Source organism: Streptococcus sp. 20925_1_69, from assembly GCF_041432365.1.
In the GTDB taxonomy this organism is placed as follows: domain Bacteria; phylum Bacillota; class Bacilli; order Lactobacillales; family Streptococcaceae; genus Streptococcus.
This window is the reverse complement of the sequence record NZ_JAPVZL010000009.1, coordinates 78,251-96,560: the sequence shown is the minus strand read 5'-3', so window position 1 is coordinate 96,560 and position 18,310 is coordinate 78,251. Positions and strand designations below refer to the sequence as shown.

The following is an 18,310-nucleotide window of genomic DNA, read 5'->3' as shown; positions in this document are numbered from 1 at the left end:
CTTTTCAAACTTTGTCAACACCTTTTTTAAACTTTTTACAAATTTTTCAATTCTTTTTCAAGTACAGTTTTTCAAATTATAGTAAAAAGAGCCAGAATTGTACTGACTCTTCTATTGTTCATTAAACTTAGAAGCACGTTCTTCTCCCCACCAATAGGGGATTAGTTCTGCGACTTTCACCGTCTTTCTTGTATCGTAGTCCATCATGAATTCTGCATCTTTATTTTCAGCATTAAGCTCTAAAAGGAATTCTCTACAAGCACCGCAAGGCATGGCTGAACTTCCACCATAAGGTGGTTTATCTCGAAAGGCTAATACTTTTTTAACCTTAGTTTGTCCTGAAAATTGGTACATATTAAAGAGTGCCGCCCGCTCTGCGCAGAGATGGAAAACACCACAGGTTCCCTCCATACAGAATCCTGTAAATATTTGTCCATCTTCTGCTTCTACTGCAGCTACAACATGATTGGCATAAACAAAGTCTGATACTTCATGTGGATCGTATAGCTTCTGTGCTTCTTCGTACATCTTTTCCCAGATGTCCATTGTTGCATCCTTCTTACTTAGAGATTTCCTTTAACATATTTTCGATATGCTGAATTGATTTTTCACGTCCAAGCAAGAAAATTGTATCTGGTAATTCTGGTCCATGCATTTCACCTGAAACAGCGATACGAATAGGCATGAAAAGATTTTTCCCTTTAATACCTGTTTCTTTTTGGACTGCTTTAATTTGTGGGAAGATATTCTCTGTTACAAATTCATCATCTGTCATCGCTTCAAGTTTTGCTTTGAAGGCTTCAAGAACTGTTGGGACTGTTTCTCCCGCCATGACTTCACGCTCTGCTTCTGTCAGTTCTGGGAAATCTAAGAAGAAAAGATCTGTCAATGGAATAATTTCATCTACTGATTTCATTTGTGGTTTATATAGCTCAACTAGTTTTTCAGCCTTGTCAGTTAAACGGCCTGCTTCCTCTAAGAATGGTTTTGCCATTTTAAAGATGGTTTCAAGGTCTGCATTCTTGATATAATCATTGCTCATCCAGTCTAGTTTTTTCTGGTCAAAGGCTGCTGGAGACTTGCTCAGGCGGTTTTCATCGAAAAGTTTAATGAGTTCTTCACGAGAGAAGATTTCATCTTCTCCACCTGGGTTCCAACCAAGAAGAGCAATAAAGTTAAAGACTGCTTCTGGTAAATAGCCTTTTTTACGGTAGTCTTCGATAAACTGAAGGGTGTTGGTGTCACGTTTAGACAATTTTTTCCCAGTTTCAGAGTTGATAATCAAGGTCATGTGACCAAACTCTGGAGCTTCCCAACCAAGTGCTTCATAAACCATGAGCTGTTTTGGTGTATTAGCAATGTGGTCGTCTCCACGGATTACGTGAGAAATTTGCATATCATGGTCATCGATGACAACGGCAAAGTTGTAAGTTGGGTAACCATCTTTCTTTTGGATAACCCAGTCACCACCGATATTGCCACCTTCAAATTCGATATCACCTTTGACCATATCATGCCACTTGTAGATACCTGACTCATTGACCGCCAAACGAACTGTGGGGATAATTCCTGCTGCTTCACGTTCTGCGATGTAAGCCGCTTTTTCCTTTTCACTCATACCAAGGTATTCATTGATGTAGCGTGGTGTTTCGCCAGCTGCTTCTTGGCGTTCGCGTTCAGCTGCCAACTCTTCTTCTGTAACATAAGATTTGTAGGCTTTTCCTTCAGCTAGCAATTGGTCGATGTATTTTTGATATAAGTCCAAACGTTCAGACTGGCGGTAATTTTCATGTGTTTCTGGGCTTTCATCCCAATCCATGCCTAACCAGCGAAGGTTTTCAAGCTGTGAACGTTCACCATCTTCGACATGTCGTTTACGGTCAGTATCTTCGATACGAATGATAAAAGTTCCACCATGATGACGTGCATATAAGTAGTTGAACAATGCTGTACGGGCATTTCCGATGTGTAGTAGTCCTGTTGGACTTGGTGCGTAACGTACGCGGATATCTTTTGACATAGTTTCTCCTATAAAGTCTCTAGGCGTCTGCCTTTTTGCTCTCTATATTATATCACAAGTCTTGGCTGAGTCCAATTTCTATGGATAAAGAGAGTAAAAAGAGTGGACAAACCACTCTTTTCTTCTATTATAGACGTGCGTTAAGTTCTTTGCTCAATTCTTCAAATCCTGGTTTTCCAAGAAGGGCAAACATGTTGCGTTTGTAAGCTTCAACACCTGGTTGGTCAAATGGGTTGATGGCATTCAAGTAACCTGAAAGAGCGATAGCCAATTCGAAGAAGTAGATAGTGTAACCAAGAGTGAAGGCATCTTGCTCTGGAAGGGTCACGTACATGTTTGGTACGTCACCATCTGTGTGGGCAAGAAGAACACCGTCGGTCGCTTTTTTGTTTACAAAGTCAACGTCTTTTCCTTGAAGGTAACCAAGTCCATCAAGGTCTTCTTCCAAGCTAGGGATAATCACGTTTTTACGAGGTTTGTCAACACGGACAACTGTTTCAAACATGATACGAGTTCCTTCTTGGATAAATTGACCAAGTGAGTGCAAGTCAGTTGAGAAGTTGGCTGAAGTTGGGTAGATACCTTTTTGGTCTTTCCCTTCTGATTCACCAGCCAATTGTTTCCACCACTCTGAGAAGTATTGAAGTGATGGCTCGTAGTTTACCAAGATCTCAGTTGCATAGCCTTTACGGTAAAGGATGTTACGAACTGCTGCGTATTGGTAAGCTTCGTTTTCAGAGATTTTATCTGAAGTGTAGTCTTTGCGAGCTGCGTTAGCACCTTCCATAAGGGCTTTGATGTCAGCTCCTGATGCTGCGATTGGAAGCAAACCAACAGCTGTCAAGACTGAGAAGCGTCCACCAATGTCATCTGGAACAACAAATGTTTCCCAACCGTTAGCATCTGCTTCAACCTTAACAGCACCTTTTTGGCGGTCAGTTGTTGCATAGATACGTTTGTTGGCTTCTTCTTGACCGTATTTCTTAACCAAGAGTTCTTTGAAGACACGGAAAGCAATCGCTGGTTCAGTTGTTGTACCTGATTTAGAAATCACGTTTACTGAGAAGTCTTTGTCTGCAACATACTCTACCAAGTCAGCAAGGTAAGTAGATGAGATTGAGTTTCCTGCGTAAAGGATTTGTGGAGCTTTGCGTTCTTCTTTTGTTTGCAAGTTAGCAAAGTGGTGGTTCAAGAAGTCGATTGCTGCTTTGGCACCAAGGTAAGATCCACCGATACCGATTACAACCAAGACATCGCTGTCTGATTTGATTTGCTCAGCAGCTTTCAAGATACGGTCAAATTCTTCACGGTCGTAGTTTTCAGGAAGGTCCAACCATCCTAAAAAGTCGCTACCAGCACCAGTTCCTTTACGGATCAATTCATCTGCTGCTGTTACTTGTGATTGCATGTATTCCACTTCATGTGGTGCAACAAATTTGTCTAAAACTTTTGAATAATCAAATTTAATATGTGACATGTTATTCCTCCAATATTTCTTCTTTTCTATCATAACGCTTACCTTCGTTTTTTTCAAGTTTTTTTGTCGAATTTCTCCAATTTTTATCAGAATTCAAACGTTTGCGTAAAAATCCCACATTCCAAAAATTTTGAAAAAATAAAAGAAAGAACGACCAGATGTCCCAGTCGTTAGAGTTCATTCAATAAATACTCAAATAATTCTAAATTACCATTCTCTTCATTAACCAGAAACTCTGGATGCCACTGCAAACCGATAATGCGGTGCTCATCGATAGACTCAATCGCTTCGATGGTCTGGTCTCTTGGATCAATAGCAGTTACACGGAAATTAGGTGCCAAATCTTTAATGCTTTGACGATGGACGGAGTTGACCTGACTTTCTTTCCCAAATAGCTTGGCCACCACACTTCCTTCTACTGTCTCAATAGAGTGAGATGTTCCGAAAGGTAGTCCTTGCCAGTGACCTTCGATTTCTTGATTGAGAGTTCCACCAAAGGCAACATTAACAAGTTGAACACCGCGGCAGATTGCCATAATTGGTTTATTTTGACGGAGCGCTTCTTTCAAGAGAGCCAGTTCAAACTCGTCACGGACTAGATTGTAATCATCGCTCTCGATGGTTTTTTTCTCTCCATAAAACTGAGGATGAACATTTTGCCCACCTGTCAAGATGAGTTTATCAATCATTTCCACATAATCGCGTACAACTGATTCATCACCAACAGGAATGACTAAAGGGAGACCGCCGACTTGACGAATGCTCTCTGCGAATCTACAAGATACAGATGAATGAATGTTTTTGCCCTCTGCGTCTACGGGACACAGATTTGCAGCAACTCCTACAACCGTTCTAGCCATGATGTCTCTCCTTTCGAATGTTAACGATAGTCCTATAATATCACTCAAAACGCCTTTCGTCTAATATGTTTTTTTTAAGGCTGTGATAAATATTTTTTATGGACAAGAAAAAGCTGCCCAAGAGGACAACTTCTTTCTTATTCGAAGACAAATTGATTGTGATAGAGTTCTGAGTAGAATCCACCTAGTTTCAAAAGTTCATGGTGGTTACCGCGTTCAATGACCTCTCCATCTTTAAGGACAATAATCTGATCTGCATTGAGGATGGTCTTCAAACGATGGGCAATGACAAAACTGGTTCTACCCGCTACGACCGCCTCCATAGCATGCTGAATCTTGCTTTCTGTCACCGTATCTACGTTTGAAGTTGCTTCATCTAGAATGAGAACTTCTGGATCTGTCATCAGGGTTCGAGCGATGGAAATCAATTGTTTCTGCCCTGTTGAGAAGATGCTCTGGTCATCATCGATAAGAGTATCGTACTTATCAGGTAAGCTTTCGATATAGTCGTGAATGTGGGTTGCCTTGGCTGCTACCTCAACCATTTCTTGACTAGCATCTGGCACACCGAAACGAATATTGTCTCGAATCGTTCCGCTAAACAAGACCGAATCTTGCAAGACAATCCCCACCTTGCTTCTTAGACTATCTAAATCATAGTCACGAATGTCTTTGCCGTCAAAATAAATACCACCAGCATCAACATCATAAAAGCGATTGATGAGGTTCATAATAGTCGTTTTCCCTGACCCTGTCGGCCCAACAACCGCTGTCATCTGGCCTTTCGGAGCGGAAATGCTGACATCTTTCAAAATAGGTTTATCAGGCAAGTATGAAAAATCAATATGACTAATTTCAACACCTTCTTGCAACTTAGTGAAGATTGGAGCCTTTTCAGGTCGGATTTCTTCCTCTGCGTCAAACATTTCCTGAATCCGTTCAGCCCCCGTAAAGGCTAACTGAAGGCTTCCCCAACTCGCTGCAACTTGGATAATAGGCTGGTAGTACTGCTGTGAAAATTGGGCAAACATAACAATCAAACCTAGAGCTGTACTTGTTTCAATAGACTTATCATTCAAAAGTACAGCTGAACCAGCAAAGATAACGATGGCTGTGTTGACCAGACTCATGCCATTCATGACAGGGAAAAGAATTCCTGAAAACATTCTTCCTTTAAAGGTTGCCCTGCGCACGCGCTCATTTTGTTCAAGAAATCCTGCCATCATATCCTCTTGAATCCCTTGCACAATGACAGCTTTTTGGCCTGAGATACTCTCATCCATATAGGCGTTGAGTTTCCCTACCTCTTTTTGCTGGAGGTTGGTGTATTTGCGTGCCATTTTTACAATAAAAATCAGCATGAGGAAGGCAACTGGTGTGCTGGCAATGGTGATGAGGGCCAGCGTCACATTTCTCGAAAACATGACAAGAATCAGACCAATGTATAGAACGATGTTGCTCATGACCTGAATCAAGCTTTCGTTAAAGGCTTGAAGGATATTATCCAAATCACTGGTAAAACGAGACAAGATATCGCCATCTTGTCGGCGGTCAAAGAAAGAAACCGTCAAGCGAGCAAGCTTACCGAAGAGGCCTTTGCGCATCTCATTGGTCGACTCTGCAATCACGCGCGTCATGAGACACATGTATATCACACTAGAGATAAATAGAACCAAAACCAGCAGGCCAAGATTGACCATGATTCCTGATAGACTTTGCCATACAAGTTCTGGATTGCCATCTTGATAAGCTTGAACTAAATTAGCTAGCTGCGTCACTGCTTGTCCAGAAAAGACCGGAAAGAGGGCTTGGGCAAGAGTTGCCAGAACAATCATCAGGATAACAACTACAAATGATAGCTTATAGACTTTAAAATAATTCCAAAAAAATTGAACTGTTTTCATTTTACTCCTCCTTTCCTTTCTGTGTTTCATAGATTTCACGGTAAATATCATTGTTGGCAACCAAGTCTGCATGCGTACCTTGACCAATCAATCGTCCTTGATCTAGAACCAAGATTTTATCTGCATGAACAACCGAGCTAATCTTTTGCGCGATGATAATAGTTGTTGTTCCCTTCAAGTCCTTATTCAAGGCTTCTTGCACTAGGCGCTCTGACTTGGCATCCAAGGCCGAGGTCGAATCGTCAAAAATCAGAATACGTGGATTGCTGACAATCCCGCGCGCAATCGACATCCTTTGCTTTTGCCCACCTGAGAAATTGGTTCCCCTTTCTTCAACTGGACTTTCAAAGGTTTTCTCCATACGATGAATGAATTCACTAGCTTGGGCAATATTGGCTGCGCGCTCCATTTCAAATAGAGTAGCATCTCCTTTGCCCTGTCTCAAGTTATCTGCAATCGTTCCACTAAAGAGAATGGCACGTTGGAGAACGATAGAGACAGCTTTACGCAGGGTCCCTTCACTCACTTCTCGAATATCCTTGCCTCCGATTTTAATAGCCCCTTCCTGCGGGTCAAAGAGACGTGGAATCAATTGAGCCAAGGTTGATTTTCCTGCACCAGTCGCTCCAACGACACCAACCATCTGACCAGGTTCAATAGTAAAGCTCACATCTTTCAACATTGGTTCCTTGTCCATTGGATAGGTAAAGGTCACATTTTCAAAGCTAAGACTGCCGACCAACTCTTCATCTGGGACATCCTTGAAGGTCATGGCTGGCTCTGCGTCAAGAATTTCTCGAATACGACGCATAGAAATCATGGCACGACTGACAGAATTTCCCAAAAATCCAACCATGACAATGGTAAAGATAATCTGGCTTAAGTAATTGACAAAGGAAGCAATAGAGCCAACAACTGATGGATCCGACTGAACCATCCCTGCAACTAACCAAATAGAGAGGAATACCGCCCCATAACCGACCAACATCATGAAAGGTTCCACTACTGAAAAGGCATACCCAATGTAAAGATTTTGACCGAGAAGCTCGTCTGAAACCTCCGTAAACTTAGCAAACTGCTCTTTTTCTTGGACAAAGGACTTGACCACACGAACGCCACGCAGATTTTCCTTGGCAATGGCATTGATGCGTTCAAGAAGGGTTTGAAACTTGGCAAAACGAGGGCCCATCATTCCCATCATGACAGCAGTCAAGGCAAAGATCAAGATAACCATGAGAACAATCACCCACCACAGAGAAGGTAAGGTTTGAACCGCAAGGATAAACGAACCGATGAATAAGAGGGGAAGTCTGAAAAGAATTTGGAAGGTCATCATGACGACGTTCTGAATCTGGTTGATATCATTTGTCATGCGAACGACTAGATTTCCCGCATTAAATTGTTCAATATTGGCATAAGAAAAGGTTTGGATTTTACGGAAGGCATCCTCTCGAAGGTCAGATGAAACTCCTTGGGCAATATAGGCCGCAAGGACAACATTGAGCCCACCAGCAACCAGACCGACCACGGCCACACCAATCAACCAAGCCCCGATACTATAAATAGCTTCATATTTTCCAGCAAGGAGGGCGTCTAAGACTTCCTGCAAGTAACGCGGTTGCAAAAGTGAACTAGCAACCATCAAGCCTGTCATCAGGAGCGAAGCCAAGGCCTGCCACTTGTAGGTTTTTATTTTCTGAATCAGCATACTTTCTCCTTAAAAAATAGACAAAAGGGAGCGACAATGTGTCAGCTCCTTCTCATTCTGTTTGTGTGATGCTATTCTAGCAAAAAAGTGGAGGATTGTCAAAAAAGTCTCCTTGATATAGCTAGAATGACAAGTAATTCATTCTTTATAGTTTTTGTTTTAACTCGACCAAGACATTCATAGCCTGCATAGGTGTCATATTGTAAACATCCAGTTTAGCTAATTCTGCTAGGATAGGATGTTCTTCAGTCGTATCAAAGAGTGAAATCTGTTCTGTGACAGCACTTGTTTGTCTCATAGGATTAGGATTTTCTGTACCTTGATTCTCTAACTGAGTCAAAATCTTATCCGCCCTTGCTAAAAGGTCTGCTGGTAAGCCAGCAATCTTGGCAACATGGATACCGTAGGATTTATCAGCTGGTCCTGGTTCAATCTTGTGAAGGAAGGTGACCTGCCCATCCTGCTCCAAGGTTGCCACGTGAACATTGACCAAGTGTTCCAAGCTAGACTCTAGACTAGTCAACTCATGGTAGTGGGTCGCAAAGAGGGTCTTGGCTCCAATATGCTCATGGATGTATTCGATGATGGACTGAGCAAGAGCCATTCCGTCATAAGTTGCAGTTCCCCGTCCCAATTCATCAAAGAGAATCAAGGAATTTTTGGTTGCATACGAAATGGCATTATTGGCCTCCATCATCTCCACCATGAAGGTTGATTGACCTGAAACCAAGTCATCGGCTGCTCCGATACGGGTAAAAATTGCATCAAAAATCGGTAAATGGGCACTTTCTGCTGGCACATAAGAACCCAACTGGGCCATAACTGCCGTCATGGCTAACTGACGCATATAGGTTGACTTCCCACTCATGTTGGGCCCTGTAATCAGTTGAATACTGGTATCTTCTGCCATCTGAATCGTATTGGGAATATAGGTCTGAGCCCCCATGACCTTTTCAACGACAGCATGGCGCCCTTTCTGGATATCAATTCGCGAATCATCTCCGAATTCAGGTCGAATCAAATGCTGGGTTTCAGCAACAACTGCCAGACTCTGTAAGACATCAACTGTCGCAATTCCTTGAGCTAGAGCTTGTAAACGTTGGATGTACTTGCTGACCTCTTCACGAATACGCATAAAGATTTCGTATTCTAGATTGGCTGACTTCTCACGCGCCTCCAGCATATCTCCCTCGATACGGGCTAATTCTTCGGTTCCAAAACGTTCTGAGTTTTTCAGCGTCGCCTTGCGGAAAAAGTGAGCAGGCACATTTCCCAGTTGAGAATTGGTCACATGGAAATAGTAGCCATCCTTTTTATTGTAGTCAATCTTAAGCGTGCTGATACCAGAGTTTTCTCGCTCCTTAGCCTCAATCTCAGCAATCCAACCAGTCCCTTCTCTGAGAACGCGACGGTACTTGTCTAAAGTCTCATCAAATCCAGTTCGGATAATTCCCCCATCTGTAATCACATGAGGAGCTTCAGGAGCAATCGCTGCGCTAATCAAACTCTCCAACTCAGGGATTCCATCCAGTTGTTCGATGAGATAGGCTAGAGCAGGTTGCTCCATGCCTTCTAAAATCGCACGAATCCGTGGCACACTGGACAAGGTGGTCGCCAACTGCAAGAGATCCTTGGGATTGGTTTTGCCAAAAGAAACACGACTAGCCAAGCGCTCGATATCATAAACTCCCTTGAGACTGTCTGTCAAATCACTGCGCTCAAAGAAATGGTCAAGAAAGACCTGCACCACTTCCTGACGTTGGATGATTCGTTCCTTATCAATCAAAGGGCGATGAATCCAAGAACGCAAGAGACGCATACCCATAGCCGTTTTGGTTTCATCCAAAAGCCAGAAAAGACTGCCTTGCTTCTTGCCTGAACGGGCATTCTCAACCAAATCCAGACTAGCCTTGGTCGCATAATCCATCTGCAAGAAATCTTTGATTTCATAGCGGATAACAGGCTTGAGGTGGTTCAATTCCCTCATCTGGGTCCGATGAACATACTGGAGTAGCTTACTAGAGGCCGATTGCTCCACAGCTGCCAATCGTGAATCCAGTAAATGAAGGTCTTCAAAGCCTTCTTTTTCATAAGAGAGCACCAGATTCATCTGACGACTGAGGATTTGTTCTTCTTCCTCAGACAGGTCATAACCCAGCACCACTTCTCGCGCCTTGAGATTACGGATTTCCCCACAAACCAGCGTGAAATCCAAAAGACCTGTCACATAAAAGTCACCCGTCACCAGGTCCATATAAGCTAGGCCAAATTGATTGCCATCACGGTCTATGGCAACCAAGAAATTATTCTGACTATCCGGCTTACTGCTATCGACCACTGTCCCTGGCGTAATGACCTGAACAACCTCTCGTTTCACAACCCCAACTGCTTGTTTAGGATCTTCCATCTGCTCTGCGATAGCCACCTTATAACCCTGCTCAATCAAGACATCGATATACTGTTGGGCAGAATGATAGGGAACACCCGCCATAGGAATCGGATTGTCCGCATTCTTGTTGCGACTCGTTAAGGAAATTTCCAGAATCTGCGCAGCATTGACCGCATCCTCATAAAATAATTCATAAAAATCACCCATCCGAAAGAGCAAAAAAGCATCTGGATATTGCTTTTTAATATCCACATACTGTTGCATGCCGGGTGATAGCTTTTCTGTCGCCATTTTCCGTCTCTCCTTGTCAAAAATAAGTCTTGAGAGCAACTCCCAAGACCTTACTTATCTTTCATCAAATCTAGCAAACGATCTTCCATTAGTTTGGCAACGTGCTGGTCTCGACAAATGACCAATAAGGTATTGGCACCAGCAACTGTTCCTAAAATCCATTCATCCTTGTTTGCATCTACAATATTTGCCAAAACAGAGGCTTCTCCCAGTTTGGTATGAAGCACCAAGGTAAACTCTGCTCTTGCAACACCTTCTAAATGATGAGACAAAAATTCCACCAAATCAATCTTTTCTGTCTCATTTGCTAGTACATAATACACCATATCATTTTTCTTGACCTTGGTCAAGCCGATTTCGCGCAAATCACGAGACAAGGTTGTCTGCGTCACAAAAACATTGTGTGCCTCCAACCGATCTTGAATTTCTTTTTGTGTACTTAATTTCTCCTCAGTAATCATTTTTTTTATTAACTGATGACGATCTCTTTTTCTCATAAAATCCTCTTATGTGAATATTTATAACTATTTTTATAACTATATTATACCAAAAAAATAGGAGATTTCAAAAATTTTTTCTTCTTTCTTTAAAATTGTGATAAAATAGTAGAAAAGTCCAAAAAGGAGCTCTTAATGAATACAAAAGAATTGATTGCTAGCGAGTTGGCTAGCGTCATTGATAGCCTGGACCAAGAGGCTATTTTAAATTTACTGGAAACCCCTAAAAACTCAGAAATGGGAGACATTGCTTTCCCTGCTTTTTCTCTCGCCAAAGTCGAACGTAAAGCACCTCAAATGATTGCGGCTGAACTAGCTGAAAAAATTAACAGCCAAGCCTTTGAAAAGGTTGTCGCAACAGGCCCTTACGTTAACTTTTTCCTTGATAAATCTGCCATTTCTGCTCAAGTATTGCAAGCTGTTATCACTGAAAAAGAACACTATGCTGATCAAAATATTGGTAAACAAGAAAATGTTGTGATCGATATGTCTAGTCCCAATATCGCTAAACCATTCTCTATTGGTCACCTGCGCTCCACTGTCATCGGAGATAGCTTGTCACATATTTTCCAAAAAATCGGTTATCAAACGGTCAAGGTCAACCATTTGGGAGACTGGGGTAAACAGTTTGGGATGCTGATTGTAGCCTACAAAAAATGGGGCGACGAAGAAGCTGTAAAAGCTCATCCAATCGATGAACTCCTTAAACTCTATGTCCGCATCAACGCTGAAGCTGAAAATGACCCTAGCTTGGATGAAGAAGCACGCGAATGGTTCCGTAAACTTGAAAATGGCGACGAGGAAGCTCTCGCTCTTTGGCAATGGTTCCGTGACGAAAGTTTGGTGGAATTTAACCGCCTCTACAATGAATTGAGGGTTGAATTTGACAGCTACAATGGAGAAGCCTTCTACAACGATAAGATGGATGCAGTTGTAGACATTCTTTCTGAAAAAGGCCTTCTTGTTGAATCAGAAGGTGCCCAAGTTGTCAATCTTGAGAAATATGGAATTGAACATCCAGCCCTCATCAAGAAGTCTGATGGTGCAACTCTCTATATCACACGTGACTTAGCTGCAGCTCTTTACCGTAAAAACGAATACCAATTTGCCAAATCTATCTACGTCGTTGGTCAAGAACAATCTGCCCACTTTAAACAACTCAAAGCTGTTTTGCAAGAGATGGGCTACGATTGGAGTGACGACATTACCCACGTTCCTTTTGGTTTAGTTACAAAAGAAGGGAAGAAACTCTCTACTCGTAAAGGGAATGTCATCTTGCTAGAGCCTACTGTTGCAGAGGCTGTTAGCCGTGCCAAAGCCCAAATCGAAGCAAAAAATCCTGAATTGGAAAATAAAGATCAGGTAGCACATGCTGTTGGGGTTGGAGCCATTAAATTCTATGACCTCAAAACCGACCGTACAAATGGATACGACTTCGACCTAGAAGCTATGGTATCCTTCGAGGGTGAAACTGGACCTTATGTTCAATACGCCTACGCTCGTATCCAATCGATCTTACGCAAAGCGGATTTCAAACCAGAAACAGCTGGCAACTATAGCTTGAATGATGCTGAAAGCTGGGAAATCATCAAACTCATCCAAGACTTCCCACGTATTATCAACCGTGCAGCAGATAACTTTGAACCTTCTATCATTGCTAAATTTGCAATTAGCCTGGCTCAAGCCTTTAACAAATACTATGCACATACACGTATCCTAGACGAAAGTCCTGAGCGCGACAGCCGTCTAGCTCTCAGCTACGCAACCGCAGTCGTTCTCAAAGAAGCCCTTCGCTTGCTTGGAGTAGAAGCGCCAGAGAAGATGTAAATCGCCAAAGTTACTTGATTGCAAAGCAATCTAAGTAACTAACGCCAAATCCTATCAGGGATTTGGCTAGGCGCTTCACTAGTTCTGGAACATAAATATTATCGATTTATGTTCCAGAACGTCGTAATCTTAAAGCTATTGGAACTAAAGTTCCTAATTGTTAGACGCTAACCGCTTATATGCGGACTAGCTAACTGCTTCACTAGTCATAGCCCCTAAATATAATCGATTTAGGGGCCATGACGTCGTAATTAGAGATACTTGTCTAATCGCTTCACTAATTCACCAAACCAAATAGTATCAATTGGGTTTAGTTCATGTCGTAATCTTTTAATTACTTGATTGTTAAGTAATCTAAGTAACTAAGACCAAATCCTATACGGGCTTTGGCTAGGCGCTTCACTAGTTTTAGGACATAAATGTGATCGATTTATGTTCCAAAACGTCGTAATCTTAAAATTATTGAAACTAAAGTTCCTAATTGTTAGACGCTAGCCGCTTATATGCGGACTAGCTAACTGCTTCACTAGTCATGGTTTCTAAATATAATCGATTTAGAAACCATGACGTCGTAACCAGAGATACTTGCCTAAACACTTTACTAATTCACCAAACTAAATAATATCGATTTGGTTTGTTTCATGTCGTAATCTTTTAATTACTTGATTGTTAAGCAATCTAAGTAACTAACGCCAAAATCCTATACGGATTTTGGTTTAGAGGTCTATCAAAAATCTTATCAAGTTTTGCTGACTTGTTCTGCTATTTTAGGTCCACTAAATCGATTTATTCACTACTATTTTTTATCATACAGGGAGATTTCCTATGAGCCAATATGCTTATGTCCTCGTTGTAATTAGCTTGGTGTTCCTTTTTCTGCTCAATAAGTACGAAAAAGAACGACTTCAAAGACTCTACCAAGAACAACTTTTGAAGGATGAAACATTTAGAGCTGACATCAAAGAGAAAATTCACACGACTGAAAATATCAATGATGTCATTACTTACATCAATAAAACTTATCATCTGGGAATGTTGCTATCAAAAGACATTACAGATCAATTGAAATAAACCTAGCTATTCTTTAAGAAATATGAAAACCGAGACTAAGAGTTTATTACTTATGCTCGGTTTTTAGTATGTTCAATTGAAACAAGTGTTGAAAACTTGTTGTAGCAATTCTAATATAGGAATGTATTGACTTCCAAAAATATCATTTACAAATATTTTTAAAGAAATCAAACTTCCTATATTTACTATTCTTATAGACTGTTAAATCAACATCCTCTACAACTTCTTTCACATCTATATTGACATCATAGGGCAAAGAAAGAAAATCTAAATTATAAAACTTTGTACTCATCTCTTTTAAAATAAGAAGGTCTAACAAGTAGTCCTCCACTCTAATTTCAACTTGAATTGTCTTAGACATGAAATTTTTTAGAATCATAAAGTCCTTTACTTGCTTTCTTTTAGGACTGATATACTCAAATCTTTTTCGTTCAAAAATAATTTTCTCCAAATGTTACACCATTTCAATAATATAATTTTCTAAATAACTGCAGAAGCAATTCTTCTTTTTAATGCAGGCTTCATTAAAATTTCCCTTGTTTAATTCTTCCAAAAATTTTTGAAATAGTGCAAATAAAAGCTCCTAGTAAAAATTCCTGTAGGAAAAATCCAAAATAAGTTCCTAACTGTAAATTTCTATTGAATGTAAATACGGAAGTTTCAGATTGAATCGTATTTTGTTCTATAAGCGTCATAGGAGTAACTCTGAAAATTCCAAACATCATTAAGGCATAGATCATTCCAAAAATAATTAATAACACCCAGCTGTGCTTACTTCTAGAAGAAATACTTCCCGATAACAAAGCTAATAATATTGATGGTATAATTTGTACAAACAGCATAAATTGAAAAAGATTAAAATTATCTAGTGTAAAAAAACATATTGTAAATTCCACAATTAGCAATAGAGAAAATACTCCATCTATTTTTGTAAATTTCATTTTACCTCCTTTAAATTCACATCCATCATTACCTTAGACCCTCAATAACATTTTTATTTGCTGCAACCATTGCAGGCATAATACTAAATACAATTCCAAATACGCCCGTTGTGAATAGAGTAATCAAAATATGATCCAGAGTTAATGTCGTAACAAAACCACTCATGTTCATTAAAACAACAAATAATGTCGCTACTCCAATACCAGTTATAGCTCCCAGAAGCGATAAAAGAATCCCCTCCATCATATATGATTGATAAATATCAGATTTTTTAGCTCCCAAAGCTCGACGAATGGCTATCTCCTTACTACGTTCGCTAACAGAAGACAACATAGCATTCATAACCCCAAAACCAGCTACAAAAATTGAAATACTTGATAAAAGTGCAATGAAATTTAATATTGTAGTAGCTTGGGCCTTTGTTTCCTCATATACCCTTCTATTATCTATATATCCATAAGTTCCTTCCTTGCGGAATATTCCATAAGTATCTAAAGCAGATAAAGCCTTATTAATATTCTCCAACTGATTAGTTTCTACTACTAACTCATCAAAATATTCCCTTCCTCCTAAAAGTAACTCTTTGATTTCATTGGTAACCAATAAAGAAGGTAATCTTTCATTAACAGCTGATCCATAATATATTGCCTGAATTGGATATTCTTTTCCAGATATATTGATAGTCTCTCCTAAAAAAGTTTCAATATTTTCCTTTCGAGTCAATAACATGAAAGCCTTATCACTAATAGCGACACCTCCATCTAGTTCCTCTAATGCTCTTCCTTTTAATAAAGCAGGCACAACTAAACCATTCTTATTCAAATCGCCTAATGTTCGAAAACTAAGATTCTGCTTAGAATCATTAAAATACGTTTCAGCATACAAAGCATAAGAACTGGAAGAAAGTCTTGCAGGTTTTCCAATAGTTTGCTCAACCAATTGTTTATCTTCCTGTGTAAACCCTCTAATATCCAACATATTCTGAGGAGTATAAGTCATTGTTGCTGTGTCTTCTTCTATCTTTAAATCATTACCTAATGTAGAAGTTGTATAGGAAGAACTTGATAGTATTACTAATAAAACAAATGTTGCCACTGTGATGGCTAAGGATGTCAGAATACTTTGTCTTTTATTCCTCTTTAACAGCTTTAGAGTATCTATTAACAGCTTTTTAAACTTCATGTAATCCTTCTCCTTCAGATGTTAGATACCCATTTTTCATTCGATACCTTGTTCTACAATGACTGGCAACAAACTCATCGTGAGTTACTACAATAATTGTCGTTCCAGAATGATTCAAATTTTGTAGAATTTGCAATATCTCATTCCTATTTTTCTCATCTAATGCACCTGTAGGTTCATCCGCTATAAGAAATCTAGGTTTATGAGCAAGAGCCCTAATTAAAGCAACTCGTTGCTTCTGTCCGCCTGATAAATGACTTGGGTACTCATTCATCTTATCTATAAGCCCTAAGTCTTGTAATAAACTATCAATGTATTCTATATCTGGCTGTTGGTCAGAATATAGGAATGATAATAAAATATTTTCTTTAACAGTATATTCATCAATAAGATGAAATTGTTGAAAAACAAATCCAATATCACGATTACGGTAACTTGCTTGTTGATTTTCATTTAACTTCTCAATACTTTTTCCGTCTAATATATATTCTCCTTCAAATTCAGAATCAATCAGTCCCAAAATATTGATAAATGTCGATTTGCCCGAACCTGATGGTCCCATTATCGATACAAATTCTCCTTCAACTACCTTAAAATTTATTTCTCTTAAGACATTATTTTTTAGCGTCCCTTGTCCGTAACTTTTGCTAATATTTTTTAGTTCTAACATAGGCCTTCCCATTCTATCTTTATTATTTATAAATCCAAAAAATGGCAACAACTAGCACTAACATATGTTCTCTCCTTATTTTTTCTACAGGATTATTATACTTCTATGTTACACATTCGCCAAGGTCATAAATGTCACTAATTTCAACAACTTATCTACTAATGAGTACTCAATTAGTATAAAAAGAAACTAGATACGAGCTAAATCTAAGGGAAAAACATAATAACTCTTTAAACGATAAAACGCATAATATCAAGTTTTTAAACACCTGATATCATGCGTTTTTATGATTTCGAAAACTTTCTCTCGGTCTTTTTAACTAATGACATTTTTGTCACTTTTTTTATTTTCTAATGTTTATTTTTAAAAAAATCTTGGAGGTCATGTTGCCATTGTTTTTCTAGCTGTTCTATCAAATGACTATTATCAATCATTCTAGCAAATACTTTTGCTTCTTGAAAATAATTTTCAGCTACTGGATAATCTTTTTTTACAAATAATGCATAGCGCCACTCCCATAGTCGAATAATTGGTTTTTTCTGATAGTCGTATGATTTTGAGGTAATTTCATTTAATTTATAGAGAATATCTTCAAATTGACTGTAATTAGCAATTTTTTCAAATATTCCTAACAACAAAAGTAATGAATCTCTGATTAGAAATGAATATTCAATATCAAACATCTCAACTTGTTGTAAAATTTTATCAGCTATTACTAAGAAGGTATTCACTTCAATCTCATCTATTATCGTATCTTGGTGTACTAATCTTACCAAAAATAGCTTTATGATTAAAATATCGTTAACTTCATATTTTGATTTTAACAAAATGTGATCGAAATACTCTTGTAAAATCATTCCTAAATTGCTATCATCATTCCACCAACCAAAGTCATCATATGCTTGTAAAACATCTACGATAAACCTTTCTTCCTCAGGAAGTCTATCATAATATTCTTCAAAAATCTTATCAAAAACACTCTCTTTCTTTTGGGCGATAGTTTCATCTTCGTATGTAGGAGTCCTCATCAAGAAATACTTCAATTCTAGGTATTCCTTATCCAACTCTATATAACTTGGCATCAACTTGTAATCTTCAACCCCCAAACGTTCAGCGATATATTTTAACTTTGTTAGTGTTGGTCTGGATTCTCCATTTTCAATTCTAATTAATTGACGGATACTTAATTCAGACTCATCACCACAAAATTCTGAACGACTGATTTTTTTAGCCAAACGTAATCTTTTAATTTTTTCGCCAAACTCTCGCAACCTACAAGAACCTCCTGAGTTGTTTACCTCTATTATAGCATATACTGAATCAAACTATCTATCAGATTTCTTCTCACTTTAACTAAAGACTAAGACTTTAATACTTAGCCTCGGTTTTTAGTATATTTTTCAGGCAACAAAGCCACTACTCCCCAGCAATGCAAGTGCAAAATCCCCTAGAATATGATAGAATAAGAAAAA

At 39.2% G+C, this 18,310-nt stretch carries 15 protein-coding genes; 2 read left to right on the top strand and 13 right to left on the bottom strand.

Translation table 11 applies throughout. The annotated features are described in order from the left end of the window. Positions 1–111 precede the first annotated feature (111 nt). From O3601_RS07380 to argR, 8 genes are all read right to left on the bottom strand, one after another. Entirely contained in the window at positions 112–546 is a 435-nt protein-coding gene (locus O3601_RS07380) for a cytidine deaminase (protein WP_173229738.1), read from the bottom strand. A 13-nt stretch (positions 547–559) separates the two neighbouring features. Beyond that, positions 560–2,020 carry a glutamate--tRNA ligase gene (gene gltX / locus O3601_RS07375; RefSeq protein WP_371472133.1) on the bottom strand — a complete coding sequence of 487 codons (1,461 nt, stop codon included), beginning with the start codon at positions 2,018–2,020 and terminating at the stop codon, positions 560–562. A gap of 127 nt (positions 2,021–2,147) precedes the next feature. After that, positions 2,148–3,497 carry a glucose-6-phosphate isomerase gene (locus O3601_RS07370; protein WP_000018268.1) on the bottom strand — a complete coding sequence of 450 codons (1,350 nt, stop codon included), beginning with the start codon at positions 3,495–3,497 and terminating at the stop codon, positions 2,148–2,150. A 170-nt stretch (positions 3,498–3,667) separates the two neighbouring features. Then, complete coding sequence (locus O3601_RS07365; RefSeq protein WP_049524749.1) at positions 3,668–4,357, bottom strand: gamma-glutamyl-gamma-aminobutyrate hydrolase family protein; 690 nt, start codon at positions 4,355–4,357, stop codon at positions 3,668–3,670. Between the two features lie 137 nt (positions 4,358–4,494). After that, positions 4,495–6,261, bottom strand: coding sequence for a multidrug efflux ABC transporter subunit PatB (patB, locus tag O3601_RS07360; RefSeq protein ID WP_371472130.1), 1,767 nt, complete (start codon positions 6,259–6,261; stop codon positions 4,495–4,497). A gap of 1 nt (position 6,262) precedes the next feature. Then, positions 6,263–7,969, bottom strand: a complete 1,707-nt coding sequence (gene patA, locus O3601_RS07355) for a multidrug efflux ABC transporter subunit PatA (RefSeq protein ID WP_371472128.1) — start codon at positions 7,967–7,969, stop codon at positions 6,263–6,265. Positions 7,970–8,114: 145 nt separating this feature from the next. Further along, positions 8,115–10,649 (bottom strand): DNA mismatch repair protein MutS, encoded by a 2,535-nt coding sequence (mutS, locus tag O3601_RS07350; RefSeq protein ID WP_371472126.1) that lies wholly within the window; start codon positions 10,647–10,649, stop codon positions 8,115–8,117. A gap of 50 nt (positions 10,650–10,699) precedes the next feature. Continuing rightward, the gene (argR, locus tag O3601_RS07345; RefSeq protein ID WP_001231476.1) at positions 10,700–11,146 is read right to left on the bottom strand and encodes an arginine repressor; all 447 of its coding nucleotides are present in this window, start codon (positions 11,144–11,146) and stop codon (positions 10,700–10,702) included. A gap of 135 nt (positions 11,147–11,281) precedes the next feature. Between argR and argS the strand changes: the two genes are divergently transcribed. Both argS and O3601_RS07335 read left to right on the top strand, forming a co-directional pair. Beyond that, complete coding sequence (gene argS, locus O3601_RS07340; protein WP_371472123.1) at positions 11,282–12,973, top strand: arginine--tRNA ligase; 1,692 nt, start codon at positions 11,282–11,284, stop codon at positions 12,971–12,973. Between the two features lie 825 nt (positions 12,974–13,798). Next, the gene (locus tag O3601_RS07335; protein ID WP_173277706.1) at positions 13,799–14,044 is read left to right on the top strand and encodes a MarR family transcriptional regulator; all 246 of its coding nucleotides are present in this window, start codon (positions 13,799–13,801) and stop codon (positions 14,042–14,044) included. Between the two features lie 142 nt (positions 14,045–14,186). Here the strand turns inward: O3601_RS07335 and O3601_RS07330 are convergent, their stop codons facing one another. The 5 genes from O3601_RS07330 to O3601_RS07310 form a co-directional block, all read right to left on the bottom strand. Then, positions 14,187–14,495, bottom strand: a complete 309-nt coding sequence (locus tag O3601_RS07330; protein WP_173277704.1) for a hypothetical protein — start codon at positions 14,493–14,495, stop codon at positions 14,187–14,189. A 73-nt stretch (positions 14,496–14,568) separates the two neighbouring features. Beyond that, positions 14,569–14,985, bottom strand: coding sequence for a hypothetical protein (locus tag O3601_RS07325; protein WP_240146926.1), 417 nt, complete (start codon positions 14,983–14,985; stop codon positions 14,569–14,571). Between the two features lie 28 nt (positions 14,986–15,013). Continuing rightward, complete coding sequence (locus O3601_RS07320; protein ID WP_173276617.1) at positions 15,014–16,168, bottom strand: FtsX-like permease family protein; 1,155 nt, start codon at positions 16,166–16,168, stop codon at positions 15,014–15,016. Next, complete coding sequence (locus O3601_RS07315; RefSeq protein WP_000891279.1) at positions 16,158–16,838, bottom strand: ABC transporter ATP-binding protein; 681 nt, start codon at positions 16,836–16,838, stop codon at positions 16,158–16,160. The genes O3601_RS07320 and O3601_RS07315 overlap by 11 nt, the downstream gene beginning before the upstream one ends. Positions 16,839–17,188: 350 nt before the next feature. Beyond that, positions 17,189–18,109 (bottom strand): helix-turn-helix domain-containing protein, encoded by a 921-nt coding sequence (locus O3601_RS07310; RefSeq protein WP_371472118.1) that lies wholly within the window; start codon positions 18,107–18,109, stop codon positions 17,189–17,191. Positions 18,110–18,310 lie beyond the last annotated feature (201 nt).